19 protein-coding genes and 1 tRNA gene are annotated in these 18710 nt (G+C 66.6%); 10 read left to right on the plus strand and 10 right to left on the minus strand.

Annotated elements, in window-relative coordinates:
* Positions 1-738, plus strand: a 738-nt coding sequence (locus LCM32_RS04995; RefSeq protein WP_224819970.1) for a tyrosine-type recombinase/integrase, incomplete at its 5' end; no start/stop codon positions are given.
* A gap of 60 nt (positions 739-798) precedes the next feature.
* Here the strand turns inward: LCM32_RS04995 and LCM32_RS05000 are convergent.
* Together LCM32_RS05000 and LCM32_RS05005 are read right to left on the minus strand one after the other, a co-directional pair.
* A tRNA-Ser gene (locus LCM32_RS05000) sits at positions 799-901 on the minus strand.
* A gap of 80 nt (positions 902-981) precedes the next feature.
* A complete protein-coding gene (locus tag LCM32_RS05005) occupies positions 982-2412 on the minus strand; it encodes a Glu/Leu/Phe/Val family dehydrogenase (protein ID WP_224819971.1) in 1431 nt (476 codons plus the stop codon).
* A 404-nt stretch (positions 2413-2816) separates the two neighbouring features.
* Here LCM32_RS05005 and LCM32_RS05010 point away from each other — a divergent pair, with 404 nt between their 5' ends.
* The 3 genes from LCM32_RS05010 to LCM32_RS05020 are packed head-to-tail and all read left to right on the plus strand — an operon-like array spanning position 2817 to position 5307.
* Positions 2817-4196: a TadE/TadG family type IV pilus assembly protein gene (locus tag LCM32_RS05010; RefSeq protein WP_224819972.1), complete on the plus strand. Its 1380-nt coding sequence runs from the start codon at positions 2817-2819 to the stop codon at positions 4194-4196.
* Positions 4193-4729, plus strand: a complete 537-nt coding sequence (locus tag LCM32_RS05015) for a TadE/TadG family type IV pilus assembly protein (protein ID WP_224819973.1) — start codon at positions 4193-4195, stop codon at positions 4727-4729. The genes LCM32_RS05010 and LCM32_RS05015 overlap by 4 nt, the downstream gene beginning before the upstream one ends.
* An 11-nt stretch (positions 4730-4740) precedes the next feature.
* Positions 4741-5307, plus strand: coding sequence for a TadE/TadG family type IV pilus assembly protein (locus LCM32_RS05020; RefSeq protein ID WP_224819974.1), 567 nt, complete (start codon positions 4741-4743; stop codon positions 5305-5307).
* 128 nt (positions 5308-5435) lie between these two features.
* Here LCM32_RS05020 and LCM32_RS05025 read toward each other — a convergent pair whose 3' ends face one another.
* Positions 5436-5942 carry a hypothetical protein gene (locus tag LCM32_RS05025; RefSeq protein ID WP_224819975.1) on the minus strand — a complete coding sequence of 169 codons (507 nt, stop codon included), beginning with the start codon at positions 5940-5942 and terminating at the stop codon, positions 5436-5438.
* Positions 5943-6163: 221 nt separating this feature from the next.
* On the opposite strand from LCM32_RS05025, the gene LCM32_RS05030 reads away from it, so the two are divergent.
* Positions 6164-7075, plus strand: coding sequence for a pirin family protein (locus LCM32_RS05030; protein WP_224819976.1), 912 nt, complete (start codon positions 6164-6166; stop codon positions 7073-7075).
* 135 nt (positions 7076-7210) lie between these two features.
* On the opposite strand, the gene LCM32_RS05035 is transcribed toward LCM32_RS05030, so the two are convergent.
* The 4 genes from LCM32_RS05035 to LCM32_RS05050 all read right to left on the minus strand — a co-directional run bounded on the left by LCM32_RS05035 (position 7211) and on the right by LCM32_RS05050 (position 11009).
* Positions 7211-9235, minus strand: coding sequence for a DEAD/DEAH box helicase (locus LCM32_RS05035; protein WP_224820463.1), 2025 nt, complete (start codon positions 9233-9235; stop codon positions 7211-7213).
* A gap of 190 nt (positions 9236-9425) precedes the next feature.
* Positions 9426-9914 carry a 30S ribosomal protein S9 gene (gene rpsI / locus LCM32_RS05040; RefSeq protein ID WP_224819977.1) on the minus strand — a complete coding sequence of 163 codons (489 nt, stop codon included), beginning with the start codon at positions 9912-9914 and terminating at the stop codon, positions 9426-9428.
* Between the two features lie 2 nt (positions 9915-9916).
* The gene (gene rplM / locus LCM32_RS05045; RefSeq protein WP_222489724.1) at positions 9917-10378 is read right to left on the minus strand and encodes a 50S ribosomal protein L13; all 462 of its coding nucleotides are present in this window, start codon (positions 10376-10378) and stop codon (positions 9917-9919) included.
* A gap of 208 nt (positions 10379-10586) precedes the next feature.
* A complete protein-coding gene (locus LCM32_RS05050) occupies positions 10587-11009 on the minus strand; it encodes a PaaI family thioesterase (protein ID WP_224819978.1) in 423 nt (140 codons plus the stop codon).
* Between the two features lie 78 nt (positions 11010-11087).
* Between LCM32_RS05050 and LCM32_RS05055 the strand changes: the two genes are divergently transcribed.
* The 3 genes from LCM32_RS05055 (at position 11088) to gluQRS (ending at position 14726) form a co-directional block, all read left to right on the plus strand.
* Positions 11088-11873: an enoyl-CoA hydratase gene (locus tag LCM32_RS05055; RefSeq protein ID WP_224819979.1), complete on the plus strand. Its 786-nt coding sequence runs from the start codon at positions 11088-11090 to the stop codon at positions 11871-11873.
* Between the two features lie 620 nt (positions 11874-12493).
* Positions 12494-13846, plus strand: coding sequence for a methylenetetrahydrofolate--tRNA-(uracil(54)-C(5))-methyltransferase (FADH(2)-oxidizing) TrmFO (gene trmFO, locus LCM32_RS05060; RefSeq protein WP_224819980.1), 1353 nt, complete (start codon positions 12494-12496; stop codon positions 13844-13846).
* A 10-nt stretch (positions 13847-13856) separates the two neighbouring features.
* Positions 13857-14726 (plus strand): tRNA glutamyl-Q(34) synthetase GluQRS, encoded by an 870-nt coding sequence (gluQRS, locus tag LCM32_RS05065; protein ID WP_224819981.1) that lies wholly within the window; start codon positions 13857-13859, stop codon positions 14724-14726.
* On the opposite strand, the gene LCM32_RS05070 is transcribed toward gluQRS, so the two are convergent.
* Positions 14723-15439 (minus strand): hypothetical protein, encoded by a 717-nt coding sequence (locus LCM32_RS05070; protein ID WP_224819982.1) that lies wholly within the window; start codon positions 15437-15439, stop codon positions 14723-14725. The two genes, gluQRS and LCM32_RS05070, sit on opposite strands and share 4 nt — an antisense overlap.
* 72 nt (positions 15440-15511) lie before the next feature.
* On the minus strand, positions 15512-15871 hold the full coding sequence (hisI, locus tag LCM32_RS05075; protein ID WP_224819983.1) for a phosphoribosyl-AMP cyclohydrolase: 360 nt from the start codon (positions 15869-15871) through the stop codon (positions 15512-15514).
* A gap of 101 nt (positions 15872-15972) precedes the next feature.
* Here hisI and LCM32_RS05080 point away from each other — a divergent pair, with 101 nt between their 5' ends.
* A complete protein-coding gene (locus LCM32_RS05080; RefSeq protein WP_224819984.1) occupies positions 15973-16422 on the plus strand; it encodes an iron-sulfur cluster assembly scaffold protein in 450 nt (149 codons plus the stop codon).
* 144 nt (positions 16423-16566) lie between these two features.
* The gene (locus LCM32_RS05085; protein WP_224819985.1) at positions 16567-18045 is read left to right on the plus strand and encodes a methyl-accepting chemotaxis protein; all 1479 of its coding nucleotides are present in this window, start codon (positions 16567-16569) and stop codon (positions 18043-18045) included.
* A 477-nt stretch (positions 18046-18522) separates the two neighbouring features.
* Here LCM32_RS05085 and LCM32_RS21945 read toward each other — a convergent pair whose 3' ends face one another.
* Positions 18523-18645, minus strand: a complete 123-nt coding sequence (locus tag LCM32_RS21945) for a hypothetical protein (protein WP_263618100.1) — start codon at positions 18643-18645, stop codon at positions 18523-18525.
* Positions 18646-18710 lie beyond the last annotated feature (65 nt).

Below are 18710 nucleotides of genomic sequence, written 5' to 3' on the forward strand. Positions count from 1 at the left end.
TCGATCATGGGGGACGCCAACCCGGCGGCGATGAAGCGCAAAGACGTGATCCGCATGCGTGACAGCAACGCCCACAAGGTCTACTTCGCCAACTACTCGCTGCGCGTGCTCCGTGTCCTGATGGAGCACTGCGTCGATCTGGGCTGGCGCGAGACCAATCCGGCGCGGGGTGTGGCGGAGCTCAAGTCCGAGACGGTGAAACAGCGCGAGCCGTGGCCGCGCGAACTCCTCGACGCCTTCCGTGAGACCTGCCCGCTGGCGACGCGGGAACGGCTCGTGATGGAGCTTTGCGTCTGCACCGGCCAGCGGATCGGGGATGTTCTCGAAATGCGTTGGTCCGACATTCAGGAGGGGGCAATCGTCCTCCAGCAGAACAAGACCAAGAAAGTTCTCTGGGTGCCGATCCTGCCGGAGCTACAGGCGGCGCTCGATGCCGCCCAACGCAACTCGATCTTCATGGTGACGAATGAGCAGGGGACCAACCGCTGGTCCTATCGCGGGGCGTCACATGCCGTGCGCGAGGTCCGCAAGAAGATCGGGGCGCTCGACTACGACATTCACTCATGGCGTTACAACGCGGCCTGCGAGCTGCTGGAAGCGGGCTGCGAGGATGATCTGATCGCCGCCGTGACGGGCCAGAGCCCGGCCATGGTGCTGCACTACACCAAAAAGGTTCGGCAGCGTCTGAGAGACATCCAAGCGCAGCGGATGAGAACAGAACAAAAACAGAATGTTTAGACTTTTGCTTAGACATTTTCAGGGGCTTTCGCGCGCTTCGCGTTAAGTCATTGAAAACGTTGGAGGCGAGTACCGGAATCGAACCGGTGTGCACGGATTTGCAATCCGGCGACGGAGCGAGGGGGCTGTCTGCCCCCTCTTGCGCGTGACCGCGCAATTCACCCCCGAGGATATTTGGGAACAGTGGATGAGGGCGGAGGGCGCGTGGTGCGGCGGTCCGCCCTCATCGGGGTGTCGGACGCGTCAGAGCCCCTTGGCGCGGTAGCTGGCGGAGACCCGGTCGATCGAGACGAGGTAGCCGGCGGTGCGCAGGTCGGGGACGTCGGCGCGGGCGTGCCAGACCTCGCGCATGGACTGGTAGGCCGTGCGCATCGTGTCATCGAGGCCGGAGCGGACCAGCTCCAGTTCCCCTGCCCCGCGCAGGTACTTGTCCTTGAAGCCGGGGCTCAGGGTCCAGCCGATGCCGCTGTCGCGGGACAGGCGCTCCAGCTCGTCGATGAGGAGCTGGTGGCGCGCCTCTTCCTGCCGCCGCTGCATCCGGCCGAAGCGGATGTGGCTGAGGTTCTTGACCCATTCGAAGTAGGAGACCGTGACGCCCCCCGCGTTGGCATAAAGATCGGGGATGATCACCGTGCCGCGGCTGCGCAGGATGTCGTCGGCCCCGGCGGTGATCGGGCCGTTGGCGGCCTCGATGATCAGCGGGGCCTTGATCCGGGGCGCGTTCTCCATGGTGATGACCCCTTCGAGGGCCGCGGGGATCAAGATGTCGCAGTCTTCCTCCAGCACCGTGGCACCTTCGGCGGTGTGTGTCGCATCGGGGAAGCCCGCGACGCCGCCATGGCGCACCAGCCAGTCGCGCAGCGCCGCGATATCGAGGCCCGCCGGGTTGTAGAGCGCGCCGTCACGCTCGATCACGCCGATGATCTTGGCGCCGTCCTCCTCAGAGAGGAACTTGGCCGCATGGAAGCCCACGTTGCCGAGCCCCTGCACAATCACGCGCTTGCCGTCGAGCGTGCCGGAGAGGCCGGCCTTGGCCACGTCCTCGGGGTGGCGGAAGAACTCCTGCAGGGCGTATTGCACGCCTCGTCCCGTGGCCTCGACCCGGCCCGCGATGCCGCCGGCGTTCAGTGGCTTGCCGGTGACACAGGCGCGGGCGTTGATGTCGGTGGTGTTCATCCGGGCATATTGATCCGCGATCCAGGCCATCTCGCGTTCGCCGGTGCCCATGTCGGGGGCGGGCACGTTCTGGGCCGGGTTGATCATGTCGCGCTTGATCAGCTCGTAGGCGAAGCGGCGGGTGATCCGCTCCAGCTCGTGCTCCTCCCAGTCGCGGGGATTGAGGCAGAGCCCGCCCTTGGAGCCGCCGAAGGGGGCCTCCACGAGGGCGCATTTGAAGGTCATCAGGGCCGCCAGCGCCTCGACCTCGTTCTGGTTCACCTCGGGCGCGTAGCGGATGCCGCCCTTCACCGGCTCCATATGTTCGGAATGGACCGAGCGGTAGCCGGTGAACGTGTGCATCTGCCCGCGCAGCCGCACGCCGAAGCGCACGGTATAGGTCGCATTGCAGACGCGGATTTTCTCCTCGAGGCCGGGTTCGAGGTCCATCAGCGCCACGGCGCGGTTGAACATCAGGTCTACGGAGTCGCGGAATGAGGGTTCCTGGAATCTGTGCATCGTCCTCCCCTTTGCACAATCTGTGAAACGGAGCCACCGGGAGCCGGGGGGGCTCCGACGGGGCAAAGCCACCCCTGCGGAGGGGGCGACTCACAACGCGGCATGATCGGGGCGGATTTGTGAAGATCCGGTGGAATCCGCGCCTCCTCGCGGTTCTGGCCCTGAAAATCACGCGTTCTGGGAGAGTTAGATCACAAGGCATTGTTGCCCGGAAGGCGTGTTTTCCGCCGCAGGGCAGCATTGTCCGCGCTGCCCAGACAATGCCGCCGGTTTACCGCAGGGCGGTCCCGGGTCGGGTCCAACTTTCGCCACGATCCCGGTCTACTCATTGTTTCCGAATGAAAAGCCGCAAGGCATCGGTCGAAACCACGGCCAAGGGTAGTCATAACGAGGGAACCGGCAGGATGAGCCCCAGCGCACGTCTGCAACAATACCTGTCCCGCTTTGCCCGGGACGAGAGTGGCGTGATGATCGCGATCGCCATCTTCTTCCTTCTGATCATGATCGCTGTCGGCGGCATGGGGGTCGACTTCATGCGGCAGGAGCTGCAGCGCTCGCGGATGCAGTCCGTTCTCGACCGGGCCGTGCTTGCGGCGGCGGACAAGGACCAGCTGCTCGATCCGAAGGACGTGGTGGACGACTACTTCCGCAAATACGACATGCTGTCCTACATCGACACTGTCACCGTGACGGGCGATGCGGGCGCGCGCACCGTGAACGTGACGGCGCATCAGGACATGCCGACGCAGTTCCTGCGCACCCTCGGCTTCCCCACTCTGCCGATCCCGATCTCGGGCGAGGCGCAGGAAGCGGTGGGCGACGCGGAAATCTCGCTCGTCGTCGACATCTCCGGCTCCATGAGCCAGAGCAGCAAGATGTCGCAGCTCCGCTCGGCGGCCTCGGAATTCGTGGATACGGTTCTGGGCTCCGATGACTATGACAAGGTCTCGCTGTCGGTGGTGCCCTACACGTCGAACGTGAACGCCGGGCCCGAAATCATGTCGCGCATGAACGTGACGCAGGTGCATGGCTATTCCCACTGCATCGAGTTCGACGACGACGATTTCTCGAACACCACGATCACGACGACCCAGAAATACATCCAGGGCCAGCATTTCGAGGAAACCTCCTCGACCCGCAGCGGGATCGTCAACCCCGCCTGCCCGATGCGCAGCTACGAGCGGATCCAGCCCTTCAGCCACAGCACGACGACGCTCAAGTCGAACATCAACCAGCTGACCTCACGCGCGAACACCGCCATCCACCTCGGGATGAAATGGGGCGTGGGCCTGCTCGATCCGGCCTTCCGCCCGGTCGTGACCGACATGGTCAGCGACGGGCTGATCGACGCCAACTTCCTCGGCCGTCCGATGGAATACGGCGAAAGCTCCAAGAACGTCATCCTGATGACGGACGGTGAGAACGTGAACACGATCCGCCTGCGGCCCGAGGTCTATGCCACCCCCGACATGGTCTATCACTGGGGCTACCGCAGCTTCTACGAGACGATCTACGACGCCTATTCCAACCTGCGCAGCCAGTTCTACTACACCCGCTACACCTCGACCCAGGCCGACAACCTGCTGGAGGACATCTGCGATGCGGCCAAGGACAATGGCATCGTGGTCTGGACCATCGGCTTCGAGGTCGGCAACCACGGGGCCGAGGTGATGCGCAACTGTGCCTCCTCCGACAGCCACTTCTTCCGGGTCGACGGGATCGAGATTTCGACCGCCTTCCGGACGATCGCCACGCAACTTGTCACACTGAAGCTGACCCAATGATGCGTTTCCTGCTTTCCCCCCTGCGCCGCTTCTGGCGCAATGAAACCGGCGCCGCCGTCGCGGAGTTCGCCGTGATGCTGCCGCTTTACCTGACGGTGATGCTGTCGGGTGTCGAACTGGGCATCTGGACCCTGCGCCAGACCATGCTGGAACGCGGGCTGGACCTTGCCGTGCGCGACCTGCGGCTGGCCACCGGACAGGCAACCAGCCACGACGACCTGAAGGACCTGATCTGCAAATACGCCGGCATCATCGAGGATTGTTCGACCTCGCTGAAGCTGGAGATGAAGCCGGTCAGCATGTGGGGCTTCGACAGCCTGCCAGCGAGCGTCGACTGCGTCGACCGCGCCGAAGAGGTGAACCCCGTGCGTTCCTTCGTGGCGGGCGAAGGCAACCAGATGATGCTGCTGCGCGCCTGCGTGAAGTTCGATCCGATCTTCCCGACCATCGGCCTGGGCAAGAGCATGGCGGTGGACGGCAACGGCGATGCCGCGATGGTCGCCCTCTCTGCCTTCGTGCAGGAACCGATTTAAGGAGCGCCGCGATGACCCTGATCCAGACCCTCGGCGCCCGCCTGCGTCAGCCCCTCGCCCGCTTTGCCCGCGACACCCGCGGCACCGTGGCCATCGAGGCCGTGGTGATGTTCCCGATCCTGATCTGGGGCTACCTCGGCATGTTCACCTTCTACGACATGGTGCGGCAGTACGACATCAACGAGAAGGCCGCCTTCACCGTCGCGGACATGCTCTCGCGCGAGACGACGGCCATCGACGACACCTATATCAACGGCGCGCAGACCCTCTACGAATACCTCGCCCGCGTGAACGACGGCACGGCGATCCGCATCAGCGAGCTGCGCTGGACCGAGGATCCCGACTACTTCAAGGTCGACTGGTCCGAAGCGCGCGGGTCCAAGACCGCCCTGACGGACGACGACGTCAAGAACTGGACCAATATCCTGCCGATCATGCCTGAGGACGAGCGGATCATCCTTGTCGAGACATGGACGACCTACGAACTGCCGTTCCGGATCGGGATGGAGGATTTCCCGATCAAGACCTTCGTCTTTGTCCGGCCCCGTTTCGCGCCCAAGGTGACCTTCTCCAGTTGAGGCGACACCGGGCCCGCGGGGCCGACCGGGGCACCGGCCCGGTCACGGAAAGACACCCACACCGACACCGACACACGAAAAAGGGGGACGCCAGCGGCGTCCCCCCATTCATTTGTGCTGCGCGGGCCTCAGGCTTCGGCTGCGGCGCGATCTGCCAGTTTCACCGCGATGATGTCGGCCATCTGCTTGGTCTCGGCCGCCTTGGCGACACCGCCAACCCCGACCCGGCCACCGAAACGCCAGTAAAGCCCGGGCCGCCACAGGGCGCCGCCCGCGCCCTTCTCCAGCCGCAGCAGGAACCCGTTGGAGGGCTTGAAGGCGAAGGTTCCCCGGTCCACGCGGACGATCTGGGCCATCGGCGCGATGACCACGCCGGTGCTGTCCCGCAGGCCCGCATCGGTCAGCTGCAACTCGTGCCGGGTGGCGGTGTAGAGCGCGCTGGCCACCCAGAGCGCGCCAAGCGCGAGGGCGATGAGGCCAAGCTTCAGGACCATGCCTTGCACCGGCGTGCCAAGCGCAAGGTAGAGCAGCAGCGCCCCCAGCCCCAGCAGCACGGCCATCCCGAACAGGCGCCGTGGCATCGAGGGCGCGATCCGCGCCAATACGATGTCGTCCCGATCGCCAGTATCCTGCATGTCCCGCTCCCTTCGCAGTTGTCCCAGCGGCCTTAGCCGATCCGGCCCGCCTTGACCATGCCCCGCCGACAGCGCCCGCCCGCGCCCCACGCGGCGGCGTGCAGCGGCGCACAGGACTTCGACAGGGCGCGAACCCTTCGCCGTCTTGGCGCAGGGGCCCAGGCTGCCTACTCTAGGGGCAACAGGGCCGCTCCGGCCCGCAGCAGCACAGGAGAAGGGTCATGTCCCTCAGGCCAACGCTCGAAACCCGCCTCGCCCAGCCGACCATGGAAGGCGCCGGGGTGAAACTCCACCGCGCCTTCGGGTTCCAGGATCCGAGCGAGCTGGACCCTTTCCTCATGTTCGACGATTTCCGCAATGAACGCCCCGAGGACTTCCAGCGCGGCTTCCCCTGGCACCCTCACCGCGGGATCGAGACCATCACCTATGTCCTCTCGGGCACGGTCGAACATGGCGACAGCCTCGGCAATCACGGGGTTCTGGGCGCGGGTGACGTGCAGTGGATGACGGCGGGCTCCGGCATCCTCCATCAGGAGATGCCGCAGGGCAACACGGCCGGCCAGATGCACGGCTTCCAGCTTTGGGGCAACCTGCCCTCGTCGCTCAAGATGACCGCGCCGCGCTACCAGGACGTGAAGGGAACCGAGATCCCGGTGATCCAGGATGACGACGGCACCGTGGTGCGGATCATCGTGGGCAGCTTCTGGGGCAAGACCGGCCCGGTGGATGGCATCGCCGCCGATCCGCAATACCTCGACATCTCGATCCCCGCAGGGGTGAAGAAGACCTTCAAGATCGACACCTATCGCCGGGCCTTCGCCTATGTCTTCGAGGGCGCGGGCGCCTTCGCCGATGCCTCCAAGCCCTCGGGCGTCCTGCTGGAGAAGGAAGTGGCCGGTGAGGAGGTCAACATTCGCGATCTGTCGGGCAACCGGACGCTGATCCGCTTCGGCACCGGTGACGAGGTCACCGTGCAGGCCGGCCCCGAGGGCATGCGCTTCCTGCTGATCTCCGGCGCGCCGATCAACGAGCCGGTGGCCTGGCACGGGCCCATCGTAATGAACACGCAGGAAGAGCTGATGCAGGCCATGCGCGAGTTGCGCAACGGCACCTTCATCAAGCCCGCCCACTAGGGCGAGCCGCGCGCCCCCAAAACGCAAACGGGCGGGACCGATGGCCCCGCCCGTTTTCATGTGCGTTTACATGTGCCCTGCGCCGTCACCGGCCCGGGGCCGCCGACGCCCCCCCCATGGGAGAGGCGCTGCGGATCAGCCCTTGGACCGCTTCGGCGGCTCGCCGCCACCGGGGCGCGGCTTGGCGAACTTGCCGCCCTTGGCCGGGGCCTTGCCCTTGGCCGCGGGCTTGCCGCCCGGCTTGGCGAACTTGCCGGCCGGCTTACCGCCCTTGGGCTTGTCATCGCGCGGCTTGCCACGGGACTTGGCCGGACCATGTGCGCCCTCGTGCGACGGCTTCTCGGTCTTCCAGACGCCCTTGCGCTTGGGCGCCGGACGGCTGTCCGAGGCCTCTGCCGGACCATCGGGATGATAGGCGCTTTCCTCGCGGCGCGGACGCGGCGCGGGCTTGGGCCCACGGGGGGCATCGCCACCCTCGTACGGGCGGCGCGGGCCACGGTCTTCGCGCGGGCCACGGGGGCCGCGATCCTCGCGCGGGCCGCGGGGGCCACGGTCATCGCGGGGCGGACGCGTGCTGCGGGTGGGCAGCACGGGCGCGCCCTCCATCAGCGTCGCGGTGATCCCCTGCTCCAGCGTGCCATCGCCAAGCGCCGTCATGAAGCCGTCGATCGCCGGTTCGGCCAGCTCGACATAGGTCTCGCTGTCCTGCACGCGGATCGCGCCGATGGCGGTCTTCTCGATGTTACCGGCGCGGCAGAGCAGCGGCAGCAGCCAGCGGGGCTCGGCCCGGTCATTGCGCCCGACCGAGAGCGAGACCCAGCGGCTCGGCCCGAACTCGCGCGGCTCGCGCTTGGGCCCGCGCTCGTCCGGCGACATCAGGTCTTCGGGCGCGGCGTGGCGCAGGCGGTGCAGACGCAGGAAGGCCCCGGCGATCTCCTGCGGGGAATGGGCCGCCAGCAGACGCTCGGCAAAGGCCGCTTCGTCCTCGTTCAGCGGATCGGACCACGAGGGATCGGCCAGCAGCCGGGCCTCGTCACGCTCCAGCACGTCCTCGACCGAGGGCGGCAGGGTCCATTCCGCGGTGATCTTGGCCCATTTCAGCAGACGCTCGGCCTTCTTCACCACCTTGGGCGTCACGATAAGCGCCGAGACACCTTTGCGCCCGGCGCGGCCCGTCCGGCCCGACCGGTGCAGCAGGCTTTCGGTGTTGGTCGGCAGCTCGGCGTGGATCACCAGCGAGAGGTTTGGCAGGTCGATGCCGCGGGCGGCCACGTCGGTTGCCACGCAGACACGGGCCCGGCCATCGCGCATGGCCTGCAGGGCATGGGTCCGCTCGGTCTGGCTCAGCTCGCCCGAGAGGCTCACCGTGGGCAGGCCGCGGTTGGTCAGCCGCGCGGTCAGGTGGTTCACCGCGGCGCGGGTGTTGGCAAAGACGATCGCGCTCTCACCCTCGTGGAAGCGCAGCAGGTTGAAAACGGCGTTGTCGCCATCCGACTGGGCCACGCGCAGCACCTGATAGGAGATGTCGGCGTGCTGGTCGGTCTTGCTGATGGTCGAGATCCGCTCAGCATTGCGCTGGAACTGTTCCGCCAGCTTGGCGATCATCGGCGGCACGGTGGCCGAGAAGAGCAGCGTGCGCCGGTCCTCGGGCGCCTGCCCCAGCATGAATTCGAGGTCTTCGCGGAAGCCGAGGTCGAGCATCTCGTCCGCCTCGTCCAGCACGATGGCGCGCAGGCCCGACATGTCGAGCGAGCCGCGTTCGATGTGGTCGCGCAGACGACCGGGCGTGCCCACGACGATATGGGCGCCGCGCTCCAGCGTGCGGCGTTCCTGCCGCATGTCCATGCCGCCCACGCAGGAGGCGACCTGCGCCCCGGTGCGGGCATAGAGCCACTGAAGTTCGCGCATCACTTGGAAGGCCAGTTCGCGGGTCGGTGCGATCACGAGGGCCAGCGGCGCCTCGGCCGGGCCGAAGTGTTCGGCCTCACCCAACAGCGTGGGGGCAATCGCGATGCCGAAGCCGACGGTCTTGCCCGAGCCGGTCTGGGCCGAGACCAGAAGGTCCTTCTCGGCCAGTTCGGGCGCGCTGACGGCCTCTTGAACGGGGGTAAGGGTTTCGTAACCACGCGCTTCAAGCGCCTGGGAAAGCGGGGAAAGTATCACGGAGCAAAGTTCCAAGTCTGAAGGTTAGTCGGCCATGCCGCTCGCAGGCGGCCCAATGCCGAGGGCCCGAAAAGGGAAAACGTGTCAGGGCCATCCAAACATGGAACAGGCTGCCCCGGGGACCTGCTCCCAAGCGAAAAGGCCGCCCCACTCGGGCGGCCTTTCCTCTGTGCGATGCGAAAGCGTATCAGCGCTTCGAGAACTGGAAGGAGCGGCGGGCCTTGGCCTTACCGTATTTCTTCCGCTCGACGACGCGGCTGTCGCGGGTCAGGAAGCCTGCGGCTTTCAGAGCGCCACGCAGCGACGGATCGTAGAGTTGCAGCGCTTTCGAGATGCCGTGCTTGACTGCACCGGCCTGGCCCGAGAGGCCACCGCCGACGACGGTCGCGTAGACGTCGAATTCGCCTTCCACGCCGGCCACGGTGAAGGGCTGGCGCAGGATCATCTGCAGAACGGGGCGCGCGAAGTAGGCGTCCATGTCCTTGCCGTTGACCGAGACCTTGCCGGAGCCGGGCTTGATCCAGACGCGTGCGACAGCGTCTTTCCGCTTGCCGGTGGCGTAGGAGCGGCCGAGTTCGTCACGGACGGGTTCGCGGGGCGCGTCGAGCTCGACAGCCGCTGCGGTTTCCGACACGGCGCCTTTCAGCTCATCGAGCGAGTTGATCTGTTCGGCCATTTTCAGCTCCGCGTGTTCTTGGAGTTCATGGATTTGACATCCAGCACTTCCGGCGCCTGCGCCTCGTGGGGATGCTCGGCGCCTGCGTAGACGCGCAGGTTGGTCATTTGCGTGCGGCTCAGGCGGTTGCCCGGCAGCATGCGCTTGACGGCAGCGGTCACGACGCGCTCGGGGTGTGCACCCTCGAGGATCTGTTCCGCGGTGCGGTGCTTGATGCCGCCCGGGTGGCCGGTGTGCCAGTAGTATTTCTTCTCGGCGCGCTTCTTGCCGGTCATCTGCACCTTGTCGGCGTTGATGACGATGACGTTGTCACCCATGTCCATGTGGGGGGTGAACGACGGCTTGTGCTTGCCGCGCAGACGCATGGCGACGATCGAGGCGAGACGGCCCAGAACAACGCCTTCGGCGTCGATCACGATCCATTTCTTCTCGATGTCTGCCGGGGTAGCAGAAAAGGTTTTCATCTCGGGTGCCCTTGTTGGTGGCTCCCCCGGGCAGAGCGTCTCCCCCGGGGCAATTCGATGGGCGGGTTATAAACACTTCGCGCACCCAGTCAACAGCAACCATCAGCACAAAAACGTTGCAAAACAATGCGTTACAAAAACGGTATTATTTTACCCCACACTTTTTGCCCCGTTCGGGCCTTCTCAGGCCCGTCCGCCCCCCCGCGCCTCACCGCTCCGGAGGAATCGAATAGGTCATCGAGGCCCGCGCCACGGGCTGCGCCACGCCCTCAGAATAAAGCAGCACGTCGCCCACCGCCAGCACCCGGCCCAGCTTCAGCAGGCGGCATTGGGCGATCAGGTCGGCCCCCGCCGCGGGCTTGCGCATGAAGTCGAGGGAACAGCCCGTGGTCACGGTCAGTGCCTTGGGCCCGATCATCGCGAGGATCGCGAGATAGACCGAGACATCGGCCAGGGCGAACATCGAGGGCCCCGAGACAGTGCCCCCGGGCCGCAGGTGCTTCTCGCCTATGGTCATGCGCACCGTGACGGCCATCTCCTCCACCGCCTCCACGGTGAACTCGCCCGCCACCTGCGCGAATTCCGCCTCCAGAAAGCGGTTCAGCGCCGCCGCGTCCATTTGCAGTGCCATTCATCCTCCCATTGGCCACATCTCTGGCCATCATCCTCTCCGGCCCCTACAGTTTCGCCAAAGAGGAGGAGGAACAAGATGTCCCTGCTGGAACGTCACGACACGGGCGCCATTGCCCATCTGCAACTGAATGCACCGGGGGCGCTGAACGCGCTCTCCGACGGGATGCTGGCGGCGCTGAAGGCAGAGCTCGAAACCCTCGCGCAGGACCGCACCATCCGCGTCGTGATCCTCTCTGGCGCGGGCAAGGCCTTTTGCGCCGGCCACGACCTGAAGGAGATGCAGGCGGGCCGTCAGGCCGAGGACGGGGGCGCTGCCTATTTCGCCGATCTCTTCGCCCGCTGCACCGAGGTGATGACGGCGATCCGAACCCTGCCCCAGCCGGTCATCGCCCGGCCCCATGGCATCGCCACCGCCGCGGGCTGCCAGCTCGTCGCCTCCTGCGACCTCGCCGTAGCGGCCGAGGGCACCCGGTTCGGCGTCAACGGGGTGAACATCGGCCTCTTCTGCTCCACCCCCATGGTCGCGCTCTCCCGCAACATCCCGCGCAAACAGGCCTTCGAGATGCTTACCACGGGTGAATTCCTCGACACTGACCGCGCCATGGCCCTGGGCCTGATCAACCGCGCCGTTCCCCTTGCCGCGCTCGAGGCCGAAACCCTCGCCCTGGCCGAGACCATCGCCGCCAAGCTCGGCTCCGCCGTCCGCATCGGCAAGCGCGCCTTCTACGATCAGCTCGAACTCCCGGTCGAGGCCGCCTATGCCCACACCGCGCAGGTCATGGTCGAGAACATGCTGAACCGCGACACCGCCGAAGGCATGCAGGCCTTCATCGAGAAGCGCCCCCCCGACTGGACCCAGTGATCGCCTCCATCCACTGTTTCAAAATATCCTCGGGGGTGAATTGCGGGCAACGCCCGCAAGAGGGGGCAGACAGCCCCCTCCCACACCGCTTGCCCCGGGTGCCACGCTCACGGACCAAACCGCCGCCCTCGCCCCACGCCAAAATTCTTCGAAGAATTTTGCCAAGAATTTTCGAAAATTCTTGGGCGCCCCGCCGCGACTGTCCCACACCACGACAAGACAGCACCGGGCAGCATCAGGGCGCACCGCCCCGCCCCCTCCGCAGTGTTTCCACATTTTCGCCGTATTTTTTCCAGATTGCCACTTTCTGAACACATTTCACTCTGCTATCCCTCAAGAACACCTTAACGTATCAGGTGTTGAACGATGCGAGTGTGGGTCACCGCCGCGATCCAGTCCCTCCAGGCCGCTCTCTCTCAGGCTCAGGACGTGCAACGCGGTGACCCCCTCGGATGCCCCGGGAACGGGTCTTCCCCGAATTTGATCAGCCAGCGTTTCGCCGCAGCCCGCGCTCTGCCCTCTGCTCCGGCCCCTACTCCCGTCCCAGCTTCGCCCGCGCCGCACCGCCGCCCCTGCGCGGGCCCTTCCCAAATCGCCCCCGATCCCCTATCTGCCCGACCATGACAGAGACATTGCATATCGTCGGCGGCGGCATGGCCGGTTCGGAAGCGGCCTGGCAGGCCGCCAAGCAGGGCGTCAACGTGGTGATCCACGAGATGCGCCCCAAGGTCGGCACCTTCGCCCACCAGACCGGCAACCTCGCCGAAATGGTCTGTTCCAACTCCTTCCGCTCGGACGACAGCGAGCAGAACGCCGTGGGCCTCCTGCACTGGGAGATGCGCGCGGCGGACGGGCTGATCATGCAGACCGCGGACAAGCACCGCCTGCCCGCGGGTGGCGCCCTCGCCGTGGACCGCGATCCCTTCGCCGAAAGCGTGACCGCCGCCCTGACCGCGCTGCCCAATGTCAGCGTCTCGGGCGAGGAAATCACCGAGCTGCCCACCGAGGGCCATTGGATCATCGCCACCGGCCCGCTGACGTCTTCCGCACTCGGTGCCGCGATCCAGGCCGAAACCGGGGCCGAACGGCTCGCCTTCTTCGATGCCATCGCCCCCATCGTCTATGCCGAGAGCATCGACATGGACGTGGCCTGGATGCAGTCGCGCTACGACAAGGGTGAGACCGAGGCAGAGCAGAAGGCCTATCTCAACTGCCCGATGACGAAGGACCAGTACGAGGCCTTCATCGACGCGCTGCTGGCCGCCGAGAAGACCGAGTTCCACGAGGGCGAGACGGCGGGCTACTTCGACGGCTGCCTGCCGATCGAGGTCATGGCCGAACGGGGCCGCGAGACCCTGCGCCATGGCCCGATGAAGCCCGTGGGCCTGACCAATGCGCATAAGCCCGAGGAGAAGGCCTATGCGGTGGTGCAGCTGCGCCGCGACAATGCGCTCGGCACGCTCTACAATATCGTCGGCTTCCAGACCAAGATGAAGTACGGCGCGCAAACCGCTGTTTTCAAAATGATTCCCGGCCTTCAGGATGCCAGCTTCGCGCGGCTTGGCGGCATCCACCGGAACACGTTCATCAACTCGCCCACGCTGCTGGACGACCGGATGCGGCTGAAATCCCGGCCCAATATCCGCTTCGCCGGTCAGGTCACCGGGGTCGAGGGCTACGTGGAAAGCGCCGCCATGGGGCTGCTCGCAGGCCGGATGGCCGCGGCGGAGATCCTCGGGCGCGACCTGCCCCCGCCGCCTGCCGAGACCGCCATGGGCGCGCTGATCACCCACATCACCGGCGGGGCCGAGGCCAAGACCTTCCAGCCGATGAACGTGAACTTCGGGCTCTTCCCGCCGCTCGAGAGTGTGCGCGGCGGACGGCGCGGCCGCAAGGACCGCTACAAGGGCTATACCGACCGCGCCAAGGAGCTCTTTGCCGGCTGGCTTTCGGACCAGCCCGCGCAGGGCTGAGCGGGCCGCCGTGCCCTCCGGTCCCGTCACGCGCTTTGCCCCGTCGCCGACGGGGCCGCTGCACCTTGGCCATGCCTACGCGGCCCTCATCGCGCAGCAGCTGGCCCAGGCCGCGGGCGGGACCTTCCTGCTCCGGATCGAGGACATCGACCAGAGCCGCGCCCGCCCGGAGTGGGAGGCGCAGATCTACGACGACCTGCAGTGGCTCGGCCTCACATGGCCCGCACCGGTGATGCGCCAGTCCGACCGGATGCCGGCCTATACGGCCGCGCTCCACGCCCTCTGGGACCGCGGGCTGCTCTATCCCTGTCACTGCAACCGGCGCGACATCCTCGCCGCCGCGAGCGCCCCGCAGGAAGGCGCGCCGCTGATGGGCCCGGACGGCATCGTCTACCCCGGCACCTGCCGCCCCGCGCAGGCCCCGGACGGCCCGATGCCCGAGGCAACCGCCCTCAGGCTCAACATGCACCGCGCCCTGCAAGAAATTGATCTTGAACTATTTTTCGAAGAACAAGGCACCGGTCCGGAGGGCGAGACCGGGCGTATCTCCATCGACCGCAGCTACCTTATCGAGGGCGTGGGCGACATCGTCCTGGCCCGCCGGGACATGGGCACCTCCTACCACCTGTCGGTCGTGGTGGACGATGCCGCGCAGGGAATCACGCTGGTGACCCGCGGGGCCGATCTCTTCGAGGCGACGCCGATCCACGTGGTGCTGCAACATCTCCTCGGCCTGCCCCGGCCCGCTTATCACCACCACCGACTGATCCGCGACGCCGCCGGCAAGCGGCTGGCGAAACGGGACGACGCGCGAGCAATCTCGCTCTACCGCGCCGAGGGCCATACGCCCGCGCAGGTCCGCGCCATGGTGGGCCTTTAGGACTCCAGCCCGCGCCAGGCCTTGGGCATCAGCACCCAGCGGCCATGGACGAAGTAGAGCCCCTCGAAGGCCAGCCCCCAGCGATCACCCGGCCGCACGAAGCGGAACCGGACCAGCGGTATCCCTTCGGCGAGGTACGGAAGCAGCAGCCCATAGCTGCCGGGAAACTCCTGCTGCAGGCCGATGTCCGATTTCAGCTCGGAGGTGGTGGTGTGCAGGATGGTCAGCGCGGTCTGATCGGGCTTGGGCACCAGGGCGATGCCGGGCCGGAACAGCTCTGCATAGATCGGGACCAGCCGCGCGCCCAGCACCGGGCCGAAGACGGCGATCACATCCTCGGGCTGCGGGGCCAGTTCCTGCGTCAGGGCGGCGCGGTCGGCCTGCGAGGACAGGAACCGCGACAGCAACCCGCGCACCGCATCCTCCGACGCAGGCCCCGCGTCCGGGGGCTGGACCAGATCGGCCACCGCCCGGCCCGGCGCCCCTTCGCAGAGCCGCGTCAGGTCATCGAGCGCCTCGCCCGGGTCCATTGCTCCGCGGGGCAGCCCCCCGGCCTCGCGCATGCCCGCCATCCAGCCCGCCGCCAGCAGCTGATCGGAGAGCGGCGCCTGAAGCAGGGTGCCACAGCTTTTCTCGGGATCGAAGGCGCGGGCTGCCTGCGGCAGAGCCGCGCCCCCAAGAAGAAGAACAGAAAAAACGATACTCAGCCGCACCGGGACGCCTCGCAAACCAACACACTTAAATGGTGTAAAGGTAGCAGAGGATTCCCGTTAGGCAAGCAGAGCTTACGCCATCGGCTTCATCAGCTCTGCCTCGCCCTCCGCGGTGACGGCGGTGTAGAAACAGCTGCGGCGGTTGGTGTGGCAGGCCGGCCCGGTCTGGTCCACGATCAGCAGCAGGCAATCCCGGTCGCAGTCGATCCGCATCTCCACCAGCTTCTGCATGTGGCCCGAGCTTTCGCCCTTCGCCCAGAAGCTCTGCCGCGAGCGCGACCAGTAGGTCACATGGCCGGTCTCCAGCGTGCGCGCGATCGAGGCGGCATTCATCCAGGCCATCATGAGGACCTCCCCGGTCCCCTCCTGCTGCGCAATGGCGGGGATCAGGCCCTTGTCGTCGTATTTGAGCGTGTCGGGATCGAAAGTCATCGGCAAAACCTTTTGCATCCGGGCGTGAGAGGACTATCTAGGGGAATGACCCGCCCGGCGCCAGCCACTGCCTGCCACAGGCCCGCGGGGAAAGGACAGCCATGAGCGACAGCGACCTGATCAAACTCTATTCCCAGCGGATTCTGGGGCTTGCCTCGGACATTCCGCGGCAGGACCGGCTTGAGGCGCCCGATGCCACGGTGAAACGCCGCGCGCCGCTCTGTGGCTCCACCGTGACGGTGGACGTGAAGGTGACCGACGGGAAGATCAGCGACTACGGTCAGGATGTGCGGGCCTGCGCCCTCGGCCAGGCCGCCGCTGCCGTGGTCGGCGCCAATGTTGTCGGCTGCGACCGCGCCCAGATCCACGCGGCCCGCGATGCGCTCAAGGCCATGCTGAAGGAAGACGGCCCCACGCCGGAGGCCCCTTTCGACGGGCTGGAGGTGCTGCGGCCCGCGCGCGACTACAAGAACCGCCACGCCTCGATCCTGCTGACGCTCGAGGCAACCGCCGAGGCGATGGACAAGATCGCGCAGCGCGACTGCGCCTGAGGGCAGGCTCCGGTCTGCGCCCCGGTCCGAGGCGAGGGTCTGATCAATGCCGCCTGCCCTCCTTTGCCCCGTCTGGGCCCCACTTAACCGGTTGTTCGCATATCTGACGCTAGTCTGCCTGCACCTGCAGGAGCGAGCGCACCGATGACCCTTGTGACAGACCTTCCCCCTCCCGGCTCTCGCGGCGCGCCTCCGGTGCTGCCACCGGATGCGCCGGGCCTGCCGGGCGCGGGCGGTCCCGGTGCCGCGCAGGATCTGGAACATCTCAACCGCCTCGCCCGCGCCGCCACCAAGATGGGCCGCGCCATCGTCGAGATTGCGGGCCACCTCAACGCGCTCGAGGAACAGTCGAAGGATCAGGCCACGGCCCTCGCGCAGCTGCGCGATGGTGCGGGCCGCGTGGTGCAGTCGAATGCAAGCGCGATGGACACACTCGGCAAGGTCTCCGGCGCGATCAGCCAGATGCTGGAGACGCTCACCGCCACCGGGCAGCAGATGCGCGAGGCGACCGAGACCGCCGAGGAGGTCATCACATGGGTGCTGACCCTCGACGAACGGTCGCGCGGGGTGCAGGTGACCCTCGACGCGGTGGAGAAGGACAACGAGCAGATCGCCGCCATCGCGGCACAGGTGAACATGCTGGCGATCAACGCCAAGATCGAGGCCGCCCGTGCCGGGGAGGCTGGCAAGGGCTTTGCCGTCGTAGCCGATGCGATCAACGAATTGTCCCGGCACACCGGCAATGCGGCCAAGGACATTGCCGGCAATGTCAGCACGCTGACCGGCTGGATCGGCCAGCTGCAGGAGGAATCCGGGGCCTTCGCGCTCAAGGCAACAGAGATGCGCAGTGCCGGCAAGGACACCTCGCGGCAGCTCGATGAAACGGTCGAGACCGCCCGCGCGGTGAACGAGCGGACCCGGCTCATCGCCGGCGACGCCACCACCGCGGGTGAGGCGCTGCAGGGCTTTGCCCCGCGCATCGCCCGGATCACCGAGTCGATTGCCACCGGTGCGCAGGGCGTGGCCGCCGCCCATCAGCACGTCGAAAGCCTGATCGAGACGTCGGAACAATTGGTGCAGGACAGCGTGGCCATCGGCGGCATCACCGATGACAGGCTCTTCATCGAGGATGTTCAGGCCCGCGCCGCCCGCGTGGCCGAGGCTTTTGAGGCCGCGCTCGCCCATGGCCGCATCACGCTGGATCAGCTCTTCGACCGGTCCTATGCCGAGGTGCGCGGCAGCAACCCGCCGCAGTTCACCACCCGGTTCACAACCCTGACCGACGCGCTTTTGCCGGAAATCCAGGAGCCTGCACTGAAGCTCGACAGCCGCGTCGTCTTCTGTGCGGCCGTGGACCGGAACGGCTACCTCCCGACGCACAACCGGCAGTTCTCGCAGATGCAGGGGGCAGATCCGGTCTGGAACACGGCGAACTGCCGTAACCGGCGCATCTTCGACGATCGCGTCGGCCTCAAGGCGGGCCGCAACACCGAGCCGTTCCTGCTACAGGTCTACCGCCGCGACATGGGCGGCGGGCGCTATATAACGATGAAGGATCTCTCGGCCCCGATCGTGGTGCAAGGCCGCCACTGGGGCGGGCTGCGGCTGGCCTACCGCTTCTGACGGGCAGCGGCCGTCTGCTGCTGACGCACACCGGCCGCCTGATTTCGACGGGACCCGGGCGACCACATCTGCCGGGATAGGGTGACCGCGCCGGAGGCCTTCAGCACAGGCGCGATGACCCGGACCTTGGGACTTCGGCCGCTGGCCGCGTATAGGCGCGCTGCCCCGCTGCCTTCGCCGTCGACTCTTTCTGCCCCCTGCATGGCCGCGCATCCCGATCCGCGCTGCACCGTACCGTACCGCATCACATCGCCTCGCGATCCACCTGCACCGCACCGAAAAAACCGCCGCACTTCCTTTCGGAAGGCGGCGGTGAGTGAACATTTCCGTCGGGGACAGAAGAGAGCGGAACCGGGGGATGAGGCAACCCCGGCGCATCCAAGACAGGCATCTCGGTGCGGGTCACATGTGGGGGACGTGACGGGCAGGCCCTCGGATTGACGGAAATGCGGACAGAAACAGACGTAAGGCGTGTCCTCAGACGAGGCCGGGCAGATGCAGGCTGCCCACGAGAATGACGATCAGCGCCACCGCACCGACGAGGTCCTGCACCAGTTCCATGCCGGACCGGCTGACGACCGTTTTGACTTGCTGAACCATGTTGACCTCCGCTGCGTTGCGTTGTGTTGCCACTTTGTTCTCATATCCATTCCGCTGAGTAAAGA

Origin of the sequence: Pseudooceanicola nanhaiensis (genome assembly GCF_020171315.1) — a bacterium.
GTDB classification, from domain to species: Bacteria; Pseudomonadota; Alphaproteobacteria; order Rhodobacterales; family Rhodobacteraceae; genus Pseudooceanicola; species Pseudooceanicola nanhaiensis_A.